Source organism: Leifsonia sp. 1010, from assembly GCF_031455295.1.
Taxonomy (GTDB): Bacteria; Actinomycetota; Actinomycetes; order Actinomycetales; family Microbacteriaceae; genus Leifsonia.
The window spans coordinates 88,543-108,106 of the sequence record NZ_JAVDSL010000002.1 but is presented as its reverse complement, the minus strand read 5'-3'; the positions used below and the strand labels follow the sequence as shown (position 1 = coordinate 108,106).

Annotated in this window: 18 protein-coding genes and 1 tRNA gene; 6 read left to right on the top strand and 13 right to left on the bottom strand. The window is 68.4% G+C overall.

The genetic code is table 11. The features are described 5' to 3' along the window. Positions 1–14 precede the first annotated feature (14 nt). The 6 genes from J2Y42_RS11235 to prfB all read right to left on the bottom strand — a co-directional run bounded on the left by J2Y42_RS11235 (position 15) and on the right by prfB (position 5,405). Positions 15–689, bottom strand: a complete 675-nt coding sequence (locus tag J2Y42_RS11235; RefSeq protein WP_309858398.1) for a DUF5666 domain-containing protein — start codon at positions 687–689, stop codon at positions 15–17. Positions 690–797: 108 nt separating this feature from the next. Next, entirely contained in the window at positions 798–1,538 is a 741-nt protein-coding gene (locus tag J2Y42_RS11230) for a tyrosine-protein phosphatase (RefSeq protein WP_309858395.1), read from the bottom strand. Between the two features lie 29 nt (positions 1,539–1,567). After that, entirely contained in the window at positions 1,568–2,044 is a 477-nt protein-coding gene (gene smpB, locus J2Y42_RS11225) for an SsrA-binding protein SmpB (protein ID WP_309858393.1), read from the bottom strand. A 92-nt stretch (positions 2,045–2,136) separates the two neighbouring features. Then, a complete protein-coding gene (gene ftsX / locus J2Y42_RS11220) occupies positions 2,137–3,042 on the bottom strand; it encodes a permease-like cell division protein FtsX (protein ID WP_309858390.1) in 906 nt (301 codons plus the stop codon). Further along, the gene (gene ftsE, locus J2Y42_RS11215; protein ID WP_309858387.1) at positions 3,039–4,205 is read right to left on the bottom strand and encodes a cell division ATP-binding protein FtsE; all 1,167 of its coding nucleotides are present in this window, start codon (positions 4,203–4,205) and stop codon (positions 3,039–3,041) included. The genes ftsX and ftsE overlap by 4 nt, the downstream gene beginning before the upstream one ends. Before the next feature lie 87 nt (positions 4,206–4,292). After that, the gene (prfB, locus tag J2Y42_RS11210; protein ID WP_309858384.1) at positions 4,293–5,405 is read right to left on the bottom strand and encodes a peptide chain release factor 2; all 1,113 of its coding nucleotides are present in this window, start codon (positions 5,403–5,405) and stop codon (positions 4,293–4,295) included. An 89-nt stretch (positions 5,406–5,494) separates the two neighbouring features. Here prfB and J2Y42_RS11205 point away from each other — a divergent pair, with 89 nt between their 5' ends. The 5 genes from J2Y42_RS11205 (at position 5,495) to J2Y42_RS11185 (ending at position 11,133) form a co-directional block, all read left to right on the top strand. After that, positions 5,495–6,760, top strand: coding sequence for an MFS transporter (locus J2Y42_RS11205; protein ID WP_309858381.1), 1,266 nt, complete (start codon positions 5,495–5,497; stop codon positions 6,758–6,760). Between the two features lie 189 nt (positions 6,761–6,949). Beyond that, positions 6,950–9,082: a hypothetical protein gene (locus J2Y42_RS11200; RefSeq protein WP_309858378.1), complete on the top strand. Its 2,133-nt coding sequence runs from the start codon at positions 6,950–6,952 to the stop codon at positions 9,080–9,082. Between the two features lie 71 nt (positions 9,083–9,153). Further along, the gene (locus J2Y42_RS11195) at positions 9,154–10,191 is read left to right on the top strand and encodes an LLM class flavin-dependent oxidoreductase (RefSeq protein WP_309858375.1); all 1,038 of its coding nucleotides are present in this window, start codon (positions 9,154–9,156) and stop codon (positions 10,189–10,191) included. A 16-nt stretch (positions 10,192–10,207) separates the two neighbouring features. Further along, a tRNA-Leu gene (locus J2Y42_RS11190) sits at positions 10,208–10,287 on the top strand. A 123-nt stretch (positions 10,288–10,410) separates the two neighbouring features. Then, the gene (locus J2Y42_RS11185) at positions 10,411–11,133 is read left to right on the top strand and encodes a VTT domain-containing protein (RefSeq protein WP_309858372.1); all 723 of its coding nucleotides are present in this window, start codon (positions 10,411–10,413) and stop codon (positions 11,131–11,133) included. A 613-nt stretch (positions 11,134–11,746) separates the two neighbouring features. On the opposite strand, the gene J2Y42_RS11180 is transcribed toward J2Y42_RS11185, so the two are convergent. The 4 genes from J2Y42_RS11180 to murI form a co-directional block, all read right to left on the bottom strand. Beyond that, positions 11,747–12,649 (bottom strand): cation diffusion facilitator family transporter, encoded by a 903-nt coding sequence (locus J2Y42_RS11180; RefSeq protein WP_309858369.1) that lies wholly within the window; start codon positions 12,647–12,649, stop codon positions 11,747–11,749. A 72-nt stretch (positions 12,650–12,721) separates the two neighbouring features. Then, complete coding sequence (gene rdgB / locus J2Y42_RS11175) at positions 12,722–13,315, bottom strand: RdgB/HAM1 family non-canonical purine NTP pyrophosphatase (RefSeq protein WP_309858365.1); 594 nt, start codon at positions 13,313–13,315, stop codon at positions 12,722–12,724. Between the two features lie 2 nt (positions 13,316–13,317). Next, entirely contained in the window at positions 13,318–14,070 is a 753-nt protein-coding gene (rph, locus tag J2Y42_RS11170) for a ribonuclease PH (RefSeq protein ID WP_309858362.1), read from the bottom strand. Positions 14,071–14,119: 49 nt separating this feature from the next. Next, positions 14,120–14,938 carry a glutamate racemase gene (gene murI / locus J2Y42_RS11165; protein WP_309858359.1) on the bottom strand — a complete coding sequence of 273 codons (819 nt, stop codon included), beginning with the start codon at positions 14,936–14,938 and terminating at the stop codon, positions 14,120–14,122. A gap of 55 nt (positions 14,939–14,993) precedes the next feature. On the opposite strand from murI, the gene J2Y42_RS11160 reads away from it, so the two are divergent. After that, a complete protein-coding gene (locus J2Y42_RS11160; RefSeq protein ID WP_309858356.1) occupies positions 14,994–16,310 on the top strand; it encodes a nicotinate phosphoribosyltransferase in 1,317 nt (438 codons plus the stop codon). Positions 16,311–16,336: 26 nt separating this feature from the next. Here J2Y42_RS11160 and J2Y42_RS11155 read toward each other — a convergent pair whose 3' ends face one another. Genes J2Y42_RS11155 through J2Y42_RS11145 form a run of 3 tightly spaced genes read right to left on the bottom strand, consistent with a single transcriptional unit; the run spans position 16,337 to position 19,223 of the window. Next, entirely contained in the window at positions 16,337–16,615 is a 279-nt protein-coding gene (locus J2Y42_RS11155; protein WP_309858353.1) for a DUF3039 domain-containing protein, read from the bottom strand. A gap of 56 nt (positions 16,616–16,671) precedes the next feature. Next, positions 16,672–18,249, bottom strand: coding sequence for a hypothetical protein (locus J2Y42_RS11150; RefSeq protein WP_309858350.1), 1,578 nt, complete (start codon positions 18,247–18,249; stop codon positions 16,672–16,674). Next, positions 18,225–19,223, bottom strand: a complete 999-nt coding sequence (locus J2Y42_RS11145) for an ABC transporter ATP-binding protein (protein WP_309858347.1) — start codon at positions 19,221–19,223, stop codon at positions 18,225–18,227. The genes J2Y42_RS11150 and J2Y42_RS11145 overlap by 25 nt, the downstream gene beginning before the upstream one ends. Positions 19,224–19,564 lie beyond the last annotated feature (341 nt).

The window sequence follows — 19,564 nt, the reverse complement described above, 5'->3', positions numbered from 1 at the left end:
TCGCGCCCGCAGCGTCAGGAACCGGGGGTCTGCGGCGTCCCCGGCGTCGACGGCGGACGGGTCGGGAACGCATCCAGCTTGAGCACACGCGTCGCGGTCACGCTGTCGTCGGCGCGCTTGGCGATGACGATCACCTCGTCCCCTGTCGCGAAGTCGGACTTCGACGCCGACTGCTTCGGCGTGCCGAACACGGTCGACGAGGTCACCCGCACGTCGACCGACGAGCCGCTGTCCCGGTCGATCGTCCAGGTGTCCCCCGAGATGGATGCGATGGTGCCGCGGAGCAGGACCCGACCCTTCTGGTCCTCTCCTCCGCCCTGCTGGCCGTCGCCTTTTCCGTTCCCGCCGCCGTCCCCGGGCCGCCCGGGCATCCCGGGAACTCCCGGCTGCCCATGACCCTGTCCGGGCACGACCCGCGAGATCGCACGCTCGCCGAGGTGCGACACGACATTGGCGACCGCGAAGGAGCCGGCGGTGACGAGGCCGAGCAGCACGACGATCGAGAGCACGAGGGTGGAGATCGCGAACGCCAGACCGTGCCGCTTGTAGAACGGCTCCGGCACGACCGGCGCCGCGACGCCCGCGGCCGGTGCGGCCGGTACACCAGGCGCAGCAGGGCCGGGCGGAGGCGTGTGGCCCTGATAGGGCGGCAGCGGCTCGGTGGGATCGGTGGGCTGCGTGTTGCTCATGCTCACATGAAAGCAGCCGCGAGCGTTGTTGGCGCTGGGAGGCGGTTATGGGTCCGATGAGAATCCGCAACGCACCCTGAGAGCGTCAGAGCGCGGGCATCCGGTCGGTCAGGCGGGCTCCACCAGCACGGATCGCAGCTTGGCGAGCTCCAGCTCGTCGAGCCCGGCGTCGAGCAGGTACTGCCGCACGCTTCCCGCGCGCTCCTCGATGCGGTCGATCGTCGTCTCCAGCGCCTCCCGCGGGCTTCCGCCCAGGATGATGCGCAGGTCTGGTGTGACCTCTACGCCATAGCCGCGGACGAGCTCCAGCATCCCCTCCAGCCACGGCCCGCGGAGGTTGTCCTCGGTGACGGCGTAATCGGAGACGACGGTCTCCCGGTCGACGCCGACCGCCAAGAGGGCGAGGGCGACGACGATGCCGGTGCGGTCCTTGCCGGCCGTGCAGTGGACGACGACGGGCTCCTCCCCGGTGTCCGCGATCTCGCGGAGCGCGCGCACGATCACATCGGTGTGCTGGAAGACGATCTTGTCGTACAGGTGCACGATGGTCGCCCCCACGGTGGATGCGGACGCACCGGACCCCTCGAACACCGGGAGGTGCAGCACCTCGACGTCGAGCCCGTCCAGGGCGTCGGGCAGCGCCGCGACCTCGAAGTCGTCGCGCAGGTCGATCACGATGCGGATGCCCAGCTCGCGCAGTGCCTCGCGTCCGGCCGGGCTGAGACGGCCGAGGGCGTCGGCCCGGAACAGCTTGCCTCGGCGGGTCGTTCCGCCATCGACCGGGTAGCCGCCGACATCCCGGAAGTTGTACGTGCCTTCGATCGGGATGCGCTGAGCGGTCGAGTCCATACCCTCAGTCTGTCACTCGGCCCGGGCGGTCACTCGCCCATGTGCCCACGCGTGGACATCGCCCGCTGCGCCTCGCGCTGGTCCTGACGCTCGCGCAGGGCCTGGCGCTTGTCGTACTCGCGCTTGCCCTTGGCCACCGCGATCTCGACCTTCGCCCGGCCGTCGTTGAAGTAGATCGAGAGCGGCACGATCGTGTAGCCGCCCTGCTTGACCTTGTTCTCGATCTTCAGGATCTGCGCCTTGTGCAGCAGCAGCTTCCGCTTGCGCCGCGGGGCGTGGTTGTTCCACGTGCCGTCCGCGTACTCCGGGATGTGCACGGCGTCGAGCCAGGCCTCGCCGCCGTCGACGAACGCGTAGCCGTCGACGAGGGACGCCCGTCCCATCCGCAGCGACTTCACCTCGGTCCCGGTGAGCACGAGGCCCGCCTCGAAGGTGTCCTCGATCGTGTAGTCGTGGCGCGCCCGGCGATTGGTGGCCACGACCTTCTGGCCACGTTCCTTCGGCACAGCTCGCTCCTCACGTCGGCGATGGTCAACGCCCGGCACTGTGTCGGGCAGCGGACCAGTCTATCGCCCTCCGCCGGTCTCCGGGGCGGGCGTCAGACCTTCAGGTAGCGCTTGATCGCGAAGTTCGCGGATGCGGCGGCCAGCACCACGCCGATCACCACCAGGATGGGGATCACCAGCCAGGCCTGCTCCATCCCGACGAAGTTGATCGACTGGATGCGCTGGCTGAGGTAACCGCGGACGAAGAACTGCACGCCCAGCGCGATCACGACCGAGGCGAGGATCGAGCCGATCAGGGCCGCGATCACGCCCTCGATGATGAACGGCGTCTGGATGAAGCGGTTGGACGCGCCGACAAGCCGCATGATCCCGATCTCCCGCCGTCGCGAGAAGGCGGAGAGCCGGATGGTCGTGGCGATCAGCAGCACGGCAGCCACGAGCATGAGCGCGGCGATGCCGATCGCGGTGTAGCTCGCGGCGTTCAGGATGCTGAAGATCTGATCCAGGTAGCTCCGCTGGTCGACAACGCTCTGCACGCCGGCCGAACCGGAGAGCGTCTCGGTCAGCACCGCCGACTGGTTCGGGTCCTTCAGGTTCACCCAGAAGGTCTGCGGGATCATGTCCGGCGTGACGAAGTCGGCGATCTGGTTGCCCTTGAACTGCTCTTTGAACTGCTCGTAACCCTGCTTCTGATCCTGGAAGTAGAACTTCTGGATGTAGGGGGCGAGTTCGGGCGACTCGAGCTGCTTCTTGACCGCCTCGATGGTCTGGTCGGTGGCCGGCCCGCTCGCGCAGTTGTCGGTCGTCGTGCACATGTACACGGCGACCTGCGCGCGGTCGTACCAGTAGGTCTTCATCTGGCCGATCTGCATCTGCAGCAGGACGGCCGTGCCGACGAAGGTCAGCGAGATGAACGTGACGAGGATGACCGAGACGACCATCGACAGGTTGCGGCGGAGGCCGTTGCCGACCTCCGACCAGATGAGTCCGAATCTCATTTCGTCGGCCCCACATTCTGGTCGCCGTCACGGTCGGAGTCCTCGCGGAGGCCGCTGAGGTCGAGGTTCGCCGTGAAGTTCAGGTGTTCGGGGAGCTCCTCCGACGCGGGCGCGGGAGGGACGGGCGCTGTCGCGAACTGCACGGGCGCCGGGTAGGCGGCGGGCTGCGGCTGCTCGGCGGGCTGCGCGTGCTGCGGCTGGTGCGCAGGCTGCGCGTGCTGCGGCTGGTGGGCGGGATGCGGCTCGTGCGCGGGTTGCTGGGGCGCCGCCTGCTGAGGCACCGCCTGCTGGGGTGCGGTCTGCGGCGGAGCGGTCTGCGGCACCGCCACCGGGGCGGTCGGCGTGGAGGTCGGCGCGTTCGGCCGGGTCATCGGGGCGGCGGATGCCGGCGCCGACGCGGCGGCGGCTCCCGCGAAGACGGGCGTCGCGGCGGAGACCGGTTCGTCGCGCTCGAGCGGCTGCGCGATGGGGATCGCGGCCGTGAAGCCGTATCCACCGTGGCGCTCGTCGCGGACGATCTGGCCGCCGACCAGCTCGATCACGCGGCGCTTCATCTGGTCGACGATCGCGGCCTCGTGCGTCGCCATGACGACGGTCGTGCCTCCGGCGTTGATGCGCTCGAGCACGGCCATGATGCCGGCACTCGTCGCGGGGTCGAGGTTTCCGGTCGGCTCGTCGGCGAGGAGCACCTGCGGCTTGTTGACCACCGCTCGGGCGATCGCCACACGCTGCTGCTCACCGCCCGAGAGCTCGTGCGGCAGGCGCTGCGCCTTGCCGTCGAGGCCGACCATCTTCAGAACGTCGGGTACGGCCTCCTGGATGAAGCCGCGCGACTTGCCGATCACCTGCAGGGTGAAGGCGACGTTCTGGAAGACGTTCTTGTTCGGCAGGAGCCGGAAGTCCTGGAAGACGACACCGATGTTGCGGCGGAAGTACGGCACCTTGCGCGACGAGATCGTGCCGAGGTCCTGCCCCAGCACGTGGATCTTGCCCTTGGTCGGCTTCTCCTCTTTGAGGATGAGGCGCAGGCAGCTGGACTTGCCGGAACCCGAGGCGCCGACGAGGAAGACGAACTCTCCGCGCAGCACTTCCAGGTTGATGCCGTTGAGTGCCGGGCGCGCTGTGCCCGGGTACTGCTTGGATACGTGTTCGAACCGGATCATGACCCCTTGAGACTAAGCAGTCCCGCTCCGATCCGCAGTAGCGACATGCCCGTGCGCGACAACCGCCCGGGCTTTGCTCCCCGGGAGTTAGTCCCCCGACTTGTTCCCCGCGCGCCACCGGATGCCCGCGGCGATGAAGCCGTCGAGGTCGCCGTCGAACACGGCGCTCGGGTTGCCGGACTCGTATCCCGTGCGGAGGTCCTTCACCAACTGCTGGCCGTAGAGGAAGTACGAGCGCATCTGGTCGCCCCAGCTCGCCGTGATGGTGCCGGCGAGCTCCTTCTTCTTCGCGGCCTCCTCCTCCTTCTGCAACAGCAGGAGGCGGGTCTGCAGCACGCGCATGGCGGCCGCGCGGTTCTGGATCTGCGACTTCTCGTTCTGCATCGAGACGACGAGGCCGGTCGGGAGGTGGGTGATGCGCACAGCGGAGTCGGTGGTGTTGACCGACTGGCCGCCGGGGCCGGACGAGCGGAACACATCCACTCGGATGTCGCCCTCCGGGATCTCGACCTCGGTCGCCTCCTCCATCAGCGGGATGACCTCGACGGCCGCGAACGACGTCTGGCGCTTGTCGGCCGAACCGAACGGGCTGATGCGGGCGAGGCGGTGCGTGCCGGCCTCGACCGACAGGGTCCCGAACGCGTAGGGCGCATCCACCTCGAAGGTCGCCGACTTGATGCCGGCGCCCTCGGCGTAGGACGTGTCCATGACCTTGACCGGGTACTTGTGCTGCTCCGCCCAGCGCAGGTACATGCGCATGAGCATCTCGGCGAAGTCGGTGGCGTCGTCGCCGCCCGCGCCGGAGCGGATGGTGACGATGGCCGAGCGGTCGTCGTACTCGCCGCTCAGCAGCGTCTGCACCTCGAGGTCGCCGAGCGCGGTCTGCAGCGACTGGAGCTCGGCGCGGGCCTCGGCCGCCGACTCCTCGTCCTCCGCCTCGTTGGCCAGCTCGACGAGAACTTCAAGGTCGTCGAGGCGCCGCTCGATGGCGGTGATGCGGGCCAGCTCCGACTGGCGGTGGCTGAGCGCGCTCGTCACCTTCTGGGCGTTCGCGGTGTCGTCCCAGAGGTCGGGGGCTCCCGCCTTCTCGCTGAGGTCGGCGATGTCGGCGCGCAGACGGTCCACGTCGACCACCGCGGTGATATCGGAGAAGGTGGACCGCAGGTCGGCGATCTGGGAGGAGAGGTCGAGTTCGATCATGTCGTCCTCCAGCCTACCGGGCCGCCCCCGACGCCGACCCTGCATCCGGATCGAGCGCCCGCGAGCGGAAGTTGTACGGTGTTAACGAAATGACTTCCGAAGAGCGCCCCTTCAGCTTCCGCTCCGTCGCGCTCGCCGCCTTCCTCCCGACGCTGCTGTTCTCCGTCGGAGAGGGAGCGATCATCCCGATCATCCCCATCGCCGCCGGCAACCTCGGTGCGAGCCTCGCGATGGCCGGCTTCATCGCCTCCATGGTGATGCTGGGCGAGCTCGCCGGAGACATCCCGAGTGGATGGGTCGTGTCGCGTGTCGGCGAGCGCACCTCCATGATCGGCGCGGCCGTCGTGGCGATCGTCGGCGTCGTCATCTGTCTTCTTGCGCCGAACTACTGGGTGCTGATGGCCGGCATCTTCCTCGTCGGCATCGCGACCGCCGTCTTCGCGCTCGCGCGCCACGCCTTCATGACTTCGTACGTTCCCGCCCGCTACCGCGCCCGGGCGCTGTCGACGCTCGGCGGCATCTTCCGCGCGGGATGGTTCATCGGCCCGCTCATCGCGTCGGCCGTCATCGCCGTGACGGGGTCGACGCAGTCCGTCTTCTGGATCTTCATCATCAGCTGCCTCGGCTCGGTCGTCGTGCTCTTGGCGCTCCCCGACCCGGAGAAGATGTTCGGGCCGTCGGCGCGGGTGACCGACGGATCGGGTGCTCAGGTGACCACCGGCGAGGAGGACGCCGAGGAGCGCACCCACGGGCTGTTCCGCACCATCTGGTCGTTCCGCGAGGTGCTCATCCGGATGGGCGCCGGCGTCTCCCTCGTGGCGGCGATCCGCTCCGCCCGCACGGTCCTGATGCCGCTCTGGGCCGTATCCATCGGGCTGAGCGAGTCGAACACGGCGCTGATCATCGGTCTCGCCGGGGCCGTCGACTTCGCGCTGTTCTACGCCAGCGGGCAGATCATGGACCGGTTCGGGCGGATGTGGAGCGCCATCCCGTCGATGCTCGGCCTCGGTCTCGGCTTCCTGGTGCTCGCCTTCTCGCACGACCTGAGCTCGGCGGTCGCCTGGTACATCGGCGTCTCACTGTTCCTCTCGGTGGCGAACGGCATCGGCTCCGGCATCGTGATGACGCTCGGCGCAGACCTGGCGCCGAAGGACCGGCCCGCACCGTTCCTCGGCGCGTGGCGGTTCTCCGCCGACGCCGGGCAGGCCGCCGCTCCCCTGTTCGTGTCGCTGCTGACCGCGCTCGTCTCCATCTCGTTCGCGAGCGGGGTCATGGGCGTGCTCGGACTGGTCGGCGCGGGGATGCTGGCCCGCTACATCCCGCGCTACGTCCCGCGCAGACCCCGCCCCGCCTGACACCCGGATGAGGGTGTACCTCCGTCCTGAGGACTCTGTATAGTCCCGACACACTAGTTGTGAGGACTTGCGATGCCTACATATGAGCGATTCAAGCTTGCACTTTCGAATCTGGAAGGCGCCGACTGGCGACGATTCGAACGCTTGTCCACGGTCTTTCTTGCATCCGAGCACCGAACGCTCCGCCCCATGGCGGCCACTAGCGGCGACGGAGGAGTCGACGCAACTCTGTATGTCCCGACCGACGACCCTGATGTCGCGTGCCAGTTTTCTCTGCGCCGAGATTGGGAGACGAAGGTCAAGCAAACCTGCGAGAGGCTTCAGGCCACTTCTCCCGAGACTCGGCTGCTGATCTTCATGACGAATCTGGAGATCGGACCCGCCGCACGCGATCTGGCCCGTACCTGTCGCCAACGGTGGGACATTTACCTCGACGTCAGGGATCGGGAGTGGTTTTTAGCCAACCGCAACCGGGACGCGATGTGTGAGGCAGAAGCCGAAGAGTTTTGTGAATTCGCTGCCGACCCATACATCGGCTCAGACTCCTCGATTGATCGACAGGGGCAGGCTCTGGATGATCTGGAGGCCAAGGCAGCGTTCGTCTACCTCGGATTGCAATGGGAAGACGACGCTCGAGACAAGGGGCTAACGCGGCTCAGCTTCGAGGCCATCGTCCGTGCAGTGTTGCGGGACACAACTTCCGAGCAGAGAATGCCTCGGGCGCAGATTCACAAAGCAGTTGAAGAGATCCTCCCAGCCCACCCAATTGCTGTCTTGACGGCAGAGGTCGACTCGGCCCTGGCGAAACTAACAAAGGTCCATGTTCGGCACTGGACAAAGCAGGACGAATTCTGCCTGACGTGGGACGAGCGAACCCGTTTGAGAGACCGTCTTGCTGAGTTTCAGATAATGGATGTTGAACTTAATAATCAGCTGGACCTGATGCTGTCACGAATCGTAGAAAACGAACCGTCTTCAGAGCCAAGAGTGAGTAGGTCCGAAGTGGTCGGGCGTTGTAGGAGCGTCCTTGAGCGTGTCCTGCTAAGTCGAGGCGCCACCTTTGCCGAGGCTGTGGTGCAAGAGCAGGGGGCGAGCGTCAGATTCGAGGACATCGAGGCTCTTGTATTCGCAGATCTATCGTCGCGCCCACCGACGCACAGCGAAGACGTCGATCCGCGGCTGATTATCTCGATTGTCCAGTCTCTGCTCGTAGAACCGCCTGACTCGGTTCGCGCCTACCTCCGTAACCTTTCGGACACCTATACGCTGTTCGCCTTTCTCCGAGAAACTCCCGACGTCCAAGCAGCTGTCGTCAAGATGTTCTCAGACGGCGATATTTGGCTGGACACAAATGTCGTATTGCCGCTGCTCGGTGAGACGCTTCTCGCGGACGATGATCGGTCGCACACCATCCTGTTGAGCGCCGCACGAGAGGCTGGACTCGATCTTTACGTTACAGGCGGGGTATTGCAAGAGCTGGCCACTCACGTCGCGAAGTGCCAGGCGTACGCCAGGTCGAGCTTGCAGAACGGGGCCCTCTATGGCCAGGAGCCTTTTCTTCTCGGCTGTTATCGCCTTTCCGGGAGACCCATTAGCGGCTTCGACAGCTGGCTCGAGAACTTCTGCGGGACGTCGCGGCCGGAGGACGACATTGCAGACTACCTAAACGAGTTTCATGGCATCAGCCGTGGAAGCCTTGAGGAGTATGCCGAACTAGCCAGCCCTCTCTTGCGCGCGATGGTTGCCGAGGTATGGCAGGAGCGCAGAGACGAACGAGACAAACGACTCGCGGCCCATGGCGGCCAACCTTTAGACCTGACCACCCGCACCCTGCTCGTGAACCACGATGTCGAAAACTACCTAGGCGCGGTTATGCGAAGAGAGCGTCGAAACGAACGTACCTCTACATTCGGCTACAAGACCTGGTGGCTCACCTTGGACAGCACGGCACTAAGAATGAGCCGCGAACTAGTCGACCGGCTCGATGAGCGGCCGCCTTCGAGCCCCGCAATAAGCCCAGACTTCATGATCCATTACCTGTCAGTCGGGCCCGTACGCGCCCGGCTCTCCCGAAGCACCGAAGAGGTACTACCCCTGATGATGAACATGTCGATTCTCGACGCGGTGCCGGCGGAATTGATTGAGTTGTCCGACGCTCTGCGACGAGAGCTGGTCTCATTGCCGCCCCACGTAGTGCGTCGCAAGATCCGTGACACGCTGGATGAGGCGAGAGTCCTGCTGGGTACGAGAGCGAAGGCCGGCGAGTCAGGCCTCACAGCCGAAATAAAAGCTCGCCTCATCCGGCAGGCCACGAACGTCTAGTCAGCTCAAGCCCAAATTTTAGGAGCGGCCGGATACGCTTCTCCATGCAGACGCATGAATCGAGGGATGACATGGCCGGGAAGCTGGAACTCGGGATCGACACGTTCGGCGACGTGACGCTGGACGCCGACGGGAAGCCGCTGTCGCAGGCGCAGACACTGCGCAACGTCGTGGCCGAAGGGGTGCAGGCCGACCGCGTCGGCCTCGACTTCTTCGGTGTCGGCGAGCACCACCGCGAGGACTTCGCCGTGTCCGCGCCCGAGGTCGTGCTCGCGGCGATCGCGGGCCAGACCGAGCGCATCCACCTCGGGTCCGCCGTGACGGTGCTGAGCTCGGACGACCCGGTGCGCGTGTTCCAGCGGTTCGCGACGCTCGACGGCATCTCGGGAGGCCGCGCGGAGGTCATCCTCGGGCGCGGCTCGTTCATCGAGTCCTTCCCGCTGTTCGGGTACGACCTCGCGAAGTACGAGGAGCTGTTCGAGGAGAAGCTGAACCTGTTCGCCGAAGTGCGCAAGCAGGAGCCGGTCACCTGGACGGGCGAGCTACGTCCATCCCTGGACGGGCAGTCGGTGTACCCGCACGTCGAGCACGGCCTGCTGAAGACGTGGATCGGTGTCGGCGGCAGCCCGGAGTCGGTGGTGCGCGCGGCGCACTACGGCTTCCCGCTCGTGCTCGCCATCATCGGCGGCGGCCCGATGCGGTTCCAGCCGCTCGCCGAGCTGTACCGCAAGGCGCTGGAGCAGTTCGGGCAGGACACCAGCCTGCCGATCGGCGTGCACTCCCCCGGCTTCATCGCCGAGACGGACCAGGAGGCCAAGGACATCCTGTGGCCGCACTACGAGGTGATGACGAACCGGATCGGCCGCGAGCGCGGCTGGCCGCCGGCCTCCCGCGCTCGTTTCGAGCACGAGGCGGGGCCGGACGGCGCGCTCGTCGTCGGCTCGCCAGAGACGGTCGCGCAGAAGATCGCCTACGCCGCGAAGGGGCTCGGCGCCTCCCGCTTCGACATCAAGATGAGCAACGGGACGCTGCCCCACGACGACCTCATGCGCTCGATCGAGCTGTACGGCACGGAGGTCGCTCCGCGCGTCCATGAGCTAATGTCGTAGCCGCGCCCAGCGCACTGCGGGAGTGGTGAAACTGGCAGACACGCAGGATTTAGGTTCCTGTGCTTCGGCGTGAGGGTTCGAGTCCCTTCTCCCGCACCGTGTACGACCCCAGGATGATCTTCCCGGGCGGATCCGAATTCGCACGCTTCGTGCAGCTTCCAGCCCACGGCCGACGCTAAACTCGGGCTCAGCTTTCCCACCGATCCCTCCTGGAGAACCGTGATCCATCACGCCGGCCTCATCCCGTGGCTCGACCCGAACACCATCATCCACTCGGCGGGTCCGTGGGCGCTCCTGGTGGTCTGCGGAATCGTCTTCGCCGAGACCGGTCTGCTGGTCGGCTTCCTGCTGCCCGGTGACACCCTGCTGATCATCTCGGGGTTGCTGACGCACACCTCACTGGTGTTCGGGGTCGACATCTGGTGGGTCTGCCTCGCCATCGCGTTCGCCGCGTTCCTCGGCGGTGAGGCGGGGTACCTCATCGGCCACAAGGCCGGCCCACGGATCTTCGAACGCAAAGAGACCGGACTGTTCTCGATGGAGAACGTGCGGCGCACCAACCAGTTCTTCGAGCGCTTCGGCGCCCTCGCGGTCATCGTGGCCCGGTTCGTGCCGATCGTGCGCACCTTCGCGCCGGTCGCCGCGGGCGTCGGTCACATGAGCTACAAGAAGTACTCGCTTTACAACGCCCTGGGCGCGCTGCTCTGGGGCGCCGGCCTGACGTTCTTCGGGTACCTGATCGGCTACATCCCGCCGGTGGCGAACTTCGTCTCGAGCTACATCGACGTCATCCTGATCGGCGCGGTCGTCATCACGCTGGTGCCGACCCTGTTCCACTACTTCCAGTCGGTGCGCAAGTCCAAGCGCAAGGCCGCCGAGAACGCGGCCGCCGCCCCCGCCGTCGAGCAGCCGGCACCCGCGCCCACGCACCCGGAGGCCTGAGCCGACGCGGCAGCCTCAACGGCTGCCGCGTCGCCTCCGACGGAAGCGGCGAGAACTCCGACCGAGCCCAACGTCGGTAAAACAGCCCCAAATCTCCGACGCACCGCGGTGCGGATGGAGACACGCGGCCCGCAGGGCCGCATCACCGACGCGAGCAGCGCAACCTCCGACCGAACCCAGCGTCGGTAAAACCGCCTCAAATCTCCGACCGACGGCGGTGCGGATGGAGACGCGCGGCCCGCAGGGCCGCATCGCCGACGCAAGCAGCCCCAACTCCGACCCAGCTCAGCGTCGGTAAAACAGCCCCAAATCTCCGACGCACCGCGGTGCGGATGGAGAAACGACGCAAGCAGCGCAAACTCCGACCCGGCCCAGCGTCGGTGAAAGGGTCCCAAATCTCCGACCGACCGCGGTACGGACGGAGATGCGCGGGCGGCAGGGCCGCATCACCGACGCAAGCAGCGCAAACTCCGACCCGGCCCAGCGTTGGTAAAAGGGCCCCAAATCTCCGACCGGCCGCGGTGCGGATGGAGATACGCGGCACGCAGGGCCGCATCGCCGACGGAAGCAGCGCGCGCTCCGATCGTGGCGGGCCGACAGGCCGCCGGGCGGGTCAGCGGTGGAACTCGTCCTCGTGCGCCGCGTGCTCCGCCGGCTCCAGCTGGAAGGTGGAGTGCTCCACGTCGAAGTGCTTCGACAGGCAGCCGGAGAGCTCGTCGAGAAGGGTGCCCGTCCGTCCCTCGCGGAACACCGCGGGCTCGCAGACGACGTGCGCGCTGAACACCGGGGCTCCCGACGTGATCGCCCAGACATGCACGTCGTGCACGGCCACCACGCCCGGTGTGCCGAGGATGTGGTCCCGGATCTCTGCCACATCCGTGTCCGCCGGCGCGGCCTCGCTCAGCACCCGCACGACGTCGCGCAGCAGCACGAACGCCCGCGGCACGATGAGGGCGGCGATCAGCAGCGACGCGATCGCGTCGGCCGGGGTGAAGCCGGTGAGCAGGATGACGACGGCCGCGACGATGACGGTGGCCGACCCGACCAGATCGCCGAACACCTCCAGGTACGCCCCGCGCATGTTGATGGAGTGGCCGGCGGAGGGCCGGAGCACCAGCAGGGCGCCGAAGTTCGCGACCAGGCCGATCGAGGCGACGACGAGCATCGGGATGCTGTGCACCTCGGTCTCGCCGCCCAGCAGCCGCCCGATCGCGCCGACGGTGACCGTCACCGCGACGACGACCAGGATGAGGCCGTTGATGAGCGCACCGAACACCTCGGCCCGACGGAAACCGAAGGTCTGCCGGTCCGTCGCCGGACGCGCGGCCACGATCGTCGCCATCAGCGCGATGATGAGGCCGGCCAGGTCGCTGAGCATGTGGCCGGCGTCCGCCAGCAGCGACAGGGAGCCGCTCACCCACGCGCCGACGACCTCGACGACGAGCACGACCGCCACGATGCCGATGGCGATCAGCAGGCGGTTGCGGTTGGCGGTGTGGCCGTGGTCGTGACTCATCTCAGCTTCTACGCTAGGGAGAAGTTCGCTCCACCGCCAGGGCCCGGACCTAGATGGGAATGAGTGCCGTTCTCAGCTCTCGCCGAGCTCGCGCAGCGCCGGGACGATCGCCGACAGCGCCCGGGCGCGGTGGCTCTCCGCGTTCTTCTCCGCGGGCTCCAGCTCCGCCGCCGTCACGTCGTGGCCGTCGGGCAGGAAGATCGGATCGTAGCCGTGCCCGTTCTCCCCCCGCGGCTCGCGGGCGATGCTTCCCGGCCAGATGCCCTGGACCACGGTGGGCTCGCCGCCCGGCGTGACGAGCGCGAGCGTCGCGGTGAAATGCGCGCCGCGGTCGGGGTCCGGGATGTCGGCCAGCTGATCGAGCAGCAGCCGCAGGTTGGCGGCCGCGTCGCCGTGCGAGCCCGCCCAGCGGGCGGAGAAGATCCCTGGGGCGCCGCCCATCACATCCACGCAGATGCCCGAGTCGTCGGCGAGTGCGGGGAGCCCCGTGTGCGCGACGGCAGCGCGCGCCTTGACCAGCGCGTTCTCCTCGAAGCTGACGCCGCCCTCCACCGGCTCGGGACCGTCGTAGGCGACGATCTCGAGGCCAGGAACCTCCCGGCCGAGGATCTGCTGGAACTCGCGCGCCTTGTGCTGGTTGTGCGTTGCGAGGACGACGCGGACCACGCTCAGGCCTCCGCGGTCGCCGCCGGGGCGAGGGCCGCCGTCTGGATGTCCGCGAGCTCGGTCGTGCCGGCGAGGGCGAGGTCGAGGAGCGAGTTCAACTCGCCGCGGTCGAACGGCGCGCCCTCGGCGGTGCCCTGCACCTCGACGAAGAGGCCGCGGCCGGTCACGACGACGTTCATGTCGGTCTCCGCCCGCACATCTTCGACGTAGGCGAGGTCGAGCATCGGCGTCCCGTCGATGATGCCGACGGAGACGGCGGAGACCGAGTCGATCAGAGGCGTCGCCTTCTGACCGATGAAGCGGTGCTCGCGACCCCACTCGAGCGCTTCCGCCAGCGCGACGTACGCGCCGGTGATCGCGGCGGTGCGTGTGCCGCCGTCGGCCTGCAGCACGTCGCAGTCGAGGACGATCGTGTTCTCGCCGAGCGCCTTCATGTCGACGACGGCCCGGAGGCTGCGGCCCACCAGGCGGCTGATCTCGTGCGTGCGGCCCCCGACCCGTCCCTTCACCGACTCCCGGTCCATGCGCTCGTTCGTCGAGCGCGGAAGCATGGCGTACTCGGCCGTGACCCAGCCGCGGCCCTTGCCCGACATCCAGCGCGGGACGCCGTTGGTGAAGGAGGCGGTGCAGAGCACGCGGGTGTTGCCGAAGGAGATGAGCGCCGAGCCCTCGGCCTGGCGGCTCCAGCCCCGCTCGATGGTCACGGGACGCAGCTGGTCCGGGGTGCGCCCGTCGGCGCGGGTGATGTCGGTCACTCAGGTCTCCTCGGTGGGATCGATCGCTCGGTGGGGGTGGATGGGATGGTCAGAGCGGGAGGTCGATGACGCCGGTGTGCACCAGGTCGACCTGCGAGACCTCGGGGCCGATGAACCGGTGCGCCAGGCGCAGGAAGGTGTCGGCGTCCGAGCCGGTGGCTTCGTAGTGGATGGTCGGCGGCAGCGGCGAGCGGCGCTCGAGCCCCTGGCCGACGAGGGTGCGGTAGACGTCCTTGGCCGTCTCGGTGTCGCTGGATACGAGCGAGACGCCCTCCCCCATCACGTATGAGATCGCGCCCTTCAGGAACGGGTAGTGCGTGCAGCCGAGCACCAGCGTGTCGACGTCGGCGTCGCGGAGCGGCTGAAGGTACTCGGCGGTGACGCGCAGCACCTCCTCGCCGCTGGTGACCCCCGCCTCCACGAACTCGACGAACCGCGGGCACGCCTGCGTGAACAGCCGGAGGGTCGGTGCGGCCGCGAAGGCGTCCTCGTAGGCGCGCGAGGCGATGGTGCCGACCGTGCCGATCACCCCGACCCGGCCGGTGCGCGTCGCCGAGACGGCACGCCGGACAGCCGGCTGGATGACCTCGATCACCGGCACGTCGTACCGCTCGCGCGCATCCCGCAGCATGGCGGAGGACGCGGTGTTGCACGCGATGACGAGCATCTTGACGCCCTGGTCGACGAGGAAGTCGAGCACTTCGAGCGAGTAGCGCCGCACATCCGCGATCGACTTCGGCCCGTACGGGGAGTGCGCGGTGTCGCCGACGTAGAGGATGGACTCGTTGGGCAGCTGATCGCGGATCGCCCGGGCGACGGTCAGCCCGCCCACACCCGAGTCGAAGATCCCAATCGGCGCATCCGTCACAGCACTCCAGCCTACCGGTCCATCCCCGCCGGAGGGCGTGAGTAGGCTGGGCGGCGTGACCGAGAGAGCCGCGTCCTCCGCCCTGCTGACCGACCGCTACGAGCTCACGATGCTCGACGCCGCGCTGCTCGCCGGCACGCACGACCGCGAATGCGTCTTCGAGGCGTTCACGCGCAGACTTCCCGCCGGCCGCCGTTACGGGGTGCTCGCCGGGACGGGACGGCTTCTGGAGCTGATCGAGCAGTTCCGGTTCCAGGATGCGGAGCTCCAGTACCTGCGCGACAACCACGTCGTGCGCGACGAGACCATCGACTGGCTCGCCGACTACCGCTTCTCCGGCACGATCCGCGGCTACCGCGAGGGCGAGCTGTTCTTCCCCGGATCGCCGTTCTTCATCGTGGACGCGCCTTTCGCCGAGGGCGTCATCCTCGAGACCCTCTTACTGAGCGTCTTCAACTACGACTCGGCCGTGGCCTCAGCGGCAGCCCGCATGGTGGCCGCGGCGGGCGCCCGCCCGCTGGCCGAGATGGGTTCACGCCGCGCGAACGAGCGCTCGGCGGTCGCCGCCGCCCGCGCCGCCTTCATCGCCGGATTCTCGGCGACGTCCAACCTCGAAGCCGGCCGCACCTGGGGCGTGCCGACGATGGGGACGGCTGCGCACGCCTTCACACTGCTGCACGACTCCGAGGAAGACGCCTTCCGGGCCCAGGTGGATGCGCTCGGCCCCGGCACCACGCTCCTGGTCGACACCTTCGACGTCGAGAAAGCGATCGAGACCGCCGTGAAGGTGGCCGGTCCCGAGCTCGGCGCCGTGCGGCTCGATTCGGGCGACCTGCCCAAGCTGGTGAAGCAGGTGCGCGAGCAGCTCGACTCCCTCGGCGCCACGAAGACCCGCATCACCGTCACCAACGACCTCGACGAGTTCACGATCGCCGCTCTCGCCGCCTCCCCCGTCGACTCCTACGGGGTCGGCACATCCGTCGTGACCGGCTCCGGGCATCCCGCCTCCGGCATGGTCTACAAGCTCGTCGCGCACCGCGGCGGCGACGGAGGCGAGTGGATCTCCGTGGCGAAGAAGTCGGACGGCAAGGCCAGCATCGGCGGCCGCAAGCACCCGATCCGCCGGCTCGACGCGCGCGGGACGGCGGTCGCCGAGGTGGTGCACATCGTCGAGAAGGGAGACACGCCGGACGACAGCGGGCGCGACCTCCTGGTGCCGCTGATCACGGACGGCGAGGTGCACCGCGAGCACCTGGGCGTCGAGGGGACGCGCCGGGCGCGCGAGCACCGCGCGCTCGCCATGGCGGAGCTGCCGGACGAGGCGTTCCGTCTGGGCCGCGGCGACCCCGTGCTGCCCACGCTCTTCGGCTGAGCCCGGCCGGGCGACGTGGCCCGAGGCTACTCGCCCTGCAGGCCCTCGTAGATCTCGCGGCAGGTCGGGCACACCGGGAACTTCTCGGGGTCGCGGTTCGGCGTCCACATCTTGCCGCACAGCGCCTTGACCGGCTTGCCCGTGAGAGCCGACTCGAGGATCTGCTCCTTCTTTACGTAGTGCGAGAACCGCTCGTGGTCGCCCGGCTCCTGGCTCTGCAGGAGCTCTTCGAGCTCGCGGTCGAGCGTCGTCGCTCCGCCGCCGCTCGGCTGGCCGCCCGGCTCGGAGATGCTCGCTTCGTTCATGCCACCAGTTTAGACGCCGTACGGATGGATGCGTCGGGCCCCCGACGGGCACCCGCTCAGTCGTTGCGGTTCGCGAAGGCCATGATCTCGGGCCCGCGGCGGTCGAACACCCGGCCGCCCAGCCAGATCCCGAAGAACAGGGTGGCGAAGCCGATCAGCACCGCCGCGACCGGTGCGACGGCCAGCCAGAACGCGTTGACGGTGATCCCGAGCACGAGGAAGACCAGCACCGGCGAGGCGAGGATCAGGATGGCGAAGAAGCTCAGCGACTGGACCAGCGCTGCGGAGGCGCCCGAGGTCTGCGGCTGGGTGAACGCGCTGTCGCCCGGCTTGGTCGCCGGGTACGGGAACAGCGCGGACGAGATGCTGGAGAGGCCCAGGCCGATGACGAGGATCGCCCCGCTCAGTGCGGCGACCGACGGCAGCACGGCCCAGTCGCCGAAGACGATCGTCGTGGCGATGGAGCCGACCACGAGCACCGGGATGCCCACCACGACCGGCGGGAACATCCGCCCGGCGCGGTCCGCCATGCCGCGCGTCCCTGACACGAGGTGCAGCCAGATCGCGGTGCTGTCGTACGCCAGGTCGTTGTGGATGCTCCAGCCGAGGAACAGGCACACCAGCGGCAGCGGCACGAGCGCGATGAAGTGCCACGGGAGCCCGGCGAGGGCGAGGGCGACCACCACAGCGACCGGGATCACCGGGATGAGGACGATCGACACCCAGTAGCGCGCATCCCTGCCCCAGTAGGTCATCGAGCGCGCGGCGATCGCGGCGGTCGGGCCGCCGGGCAGCCGGTCGAACCAGCCGAGGCCGTGGTAGTCCTTCGACCGCTGCTCGCGTTCGGGCGACGCGACGACATAGGCGACGAGCGCCGTCCAGCCCAGCCAGAGCAGGCCGAGCGTGACGAGCGCGATGATCAGCTGCAGCACGGCAACGCCCCAGTCGCCCTGCGCGGCGGCGCCCGGCGCCGACCACATGGCGCCGAGGGGCGTCCACGCCAGCCAGCCGGCCGCGCCGCCGAGGGCTCCGAGGCCGTCGCGGCCCCAGTCGACCGTGACGAGCAGGAGCAGCACGGGGCCGATGAGCACGAGCAGCAGGATGCCGATGACGCCGCCCGCCTCGCGGGAGCGGCGCGTCGACAGCATCGAGTGGGCGATCGCGGTCGTGACGCGCGAGGCCAGCACACAGGTGAGCACCACGACGACCGCGCAGATCAGCGCGACGAGCACTGTTCCGGGGTTCTGCGACCAGGTGACGACGGTGGTCGCCGCGCAGATGATGAGCACGAGCGACGGGATGCCGAGGAGCCCGGCGAGGAGCAGGCCGGTGGCGAGCGTCCGGTTCGGGAGGCCGAACAGCGCGAACTCCCGCGGGTCGAGCGTGTCGTCGACGCCGAAGAGCAGCGGGAGCAGGGCGAACCCGGCGAGCACCACCGAGCCGATGACGACGAGCACGCTGTGCGTCGCCGCGACATCCGGGACGAGCCGTGCGGCGACCAGCGAGCCGACGACGAGGACGGTGATGAACCCTCCGTAGAGCAGCCCGATCACCAGGCCGAAGATCTGCCACGGGCTCCGCCGGAAGGCGTTGCCCATGATCCGCAGCTTCAGTCCGAGAAACTGTGCAACCACTCCATGCCTTCCGCTGCCTTACGACCGCCGGCCAGGTCGACGAAGCGCTCTTCCAGCGTCTGCTCGCCGCGCACCTCGTCGATGGTCCCGGAGGCCAGCACCTGCCCGCGGACGATGATGGCCACGCTGTCGCACACGCGCTGGATCATGTCCATGCCGTGGCTCGAGACGACGACCGTTCCGCCTGCGGCGGTGTAGCGCTGCAGGATGTCGATGATGTTCGCTGCCGACACCGGGTCGACCGACTCGAACGGCTCGTCGAGCACGAGAAGCCGCGGCGAGTGGATCATGGCGGCGGCCAGGGCGATCTTCTTGGTCATGCCGGCCGAATAGTCGGCGACGAGGCGGTCGAGCGCGTCCTCGATGCCGAACGCGGCAGCGAGGTCGCCGGTCCGAGCCCGGACGGTCTTGGCGCTCAACCCGCGCAGTGTGCCCGCGTAACGGAGGAACTGGGCGCCGGTGAGGCGGTCGAACAGTCGGAGCTTGTCGGGCAGCACGCCGATGATGTGCTTCGCACGGACGGGCTCGGCCCAGACATCGACGCCGTGGACGACGACACGACCGGCGTCCGGCCGGAGCAGGCCGGTGACGATCGAGAGCGTCGTCGTCTTGCCCGCGCCGTTCGGGCCGACGATCCCGTAGAAGGAGCCTTCCCTGATGTCGAGGGTCACCCCGTCGACGGCGACCGTGTCGCCGTAGCGCTTCTGCACGCCGCTGATGGCCAGCACCGTCGGCCGGGTGTCCGCCGGCGTCGGCGCCTCCAGGACGACCGTCGGGGCGGCGCCCGCCGCGGCCGTCTCGGTCTTCGTGCGTGCACTCTGTCGCGGCTTCGCCGCGGTCGTTCTCGTCCGCGGGGCGCGCGTGCTCGTTCCGGCGGCGGCCGCAGCCGTCTTCGCCGGGGCGCGCTTCGCCCGTGGTGCCGGGCCGGTGTCGGCCCCGCCCTGCGCGGTCGTCGGCTCTGCAGCCTCCGCCATGGTGTCCCCCCTCTGTGAATGCCGTTTCGCCGTCTCCGCCGCTTCCGGCGCCCGATCCTCCTCGGGCTCGGTGCTCTGGGGACGCGCGTGCTCGGAACTCACCCCGCTAACGTACCAATACCCGCGTGCCTGCGTACCCCCCGCACGAGCGTGACGCGATCGGTCTGCTCCGAATGTCCTGTGAGGAACATAACGACCCAACAACGACATCCGTCAACCCCTGCCCCCCGAGTATGCCCCCCGGTAGTCTGTGGGAGGCATGAAGGGGTGTCTAAACGCGTAAGCGCGGATGAATTCCTGGGTGAGCCTCTCCCGGGCGAGGCCGGCGGCGACGAACGAAG

What these genes read in the sequence shown, in the direction of transcription:
- J2Y42_RS11235 (WP_309858398.1), bottom strand. Translation starts at nt 689, where the DNA reads ATGAGCAACACGCAGCCCACCGATCCCACCGAGCCGCTGCCGCCCTAT.
- J2Y42_RS11230 (WP_309858395.1), bottom strand. Translation starts at nt 1,538, where the DNA reads ATGGACTCGACCGCTCAGCGCATCCCGATCGAAGGCACGTACAACTTC.
- ftsX (WP_309858390.1), bottom strand. Translation starts at nt 3,042, where the DNA reads ATGAGATTCGGACTCATCTGGTCGGAGGTCGGCAACGGCCTCCGCCGC.
- ftsE (WP_309858387.1), bottom strand. Translation starts at nt 4,205, where the DNA reads ATGATCCGGTTCGAACACGTATCCAAGCAGTACCCGGGCACAGCGCGC.
- prfB (WP_309858384.1), bottom strand. Translation starts at nt 5,405, where the DNA reads ATGATCGAACTCGACCTCTCCTCCCAGATCGCCGACCTGCGGTCCACC.
- J2Y42_RS11205 (WP_309858381.1), top strand. Translation starts at nt 5,495, where the DNA reads ATGACTTCCGAAGAGCGCCCCTTCAGCTTCCGCTCCGTCGCGCTCGCC.
- J2Y42_RS11200 (WP_309858378.1), top strand. Translation starts at nt 6,950, where the DNA reads ATGGCGGCCACTAGCGGCGACGGAGGAGTCGACGCAACTCTGTATGTC.
- J2Y42_RS11195 (WP_309858375.1), top strand. Translation starts at nt 9,154, where the DNA reads ATGGCCGGGAAGCTGGAACTCGGGATCGACACGTTCGGCGACGTGACG.
- J2Y42_RS11180 (WP_309858369.1), bottom strand. Translation starts at nt 12,649, where the DNA reads ATGAGTCACGACCACGGCCACACCGCCAACCGCAACCGCCTGCTGATC.
- J2Y42_RS11155 (WP_309858353.1), bottom strand. Translation starts at nt 16,615, where the DNA reads ATGAACGAAGCGAGCATCTCCGAGCCGGGCGGCCAGCCGAGCGGCGGC.
- J2Y42_RS11145 (WP_309858347.1), bottom strand. Translation starts at nt 19,223, where the DNA reads ATGGCGGAGGCTGCAGAGCCGACGACCGCGCAGGGCGGGGCCGACACC.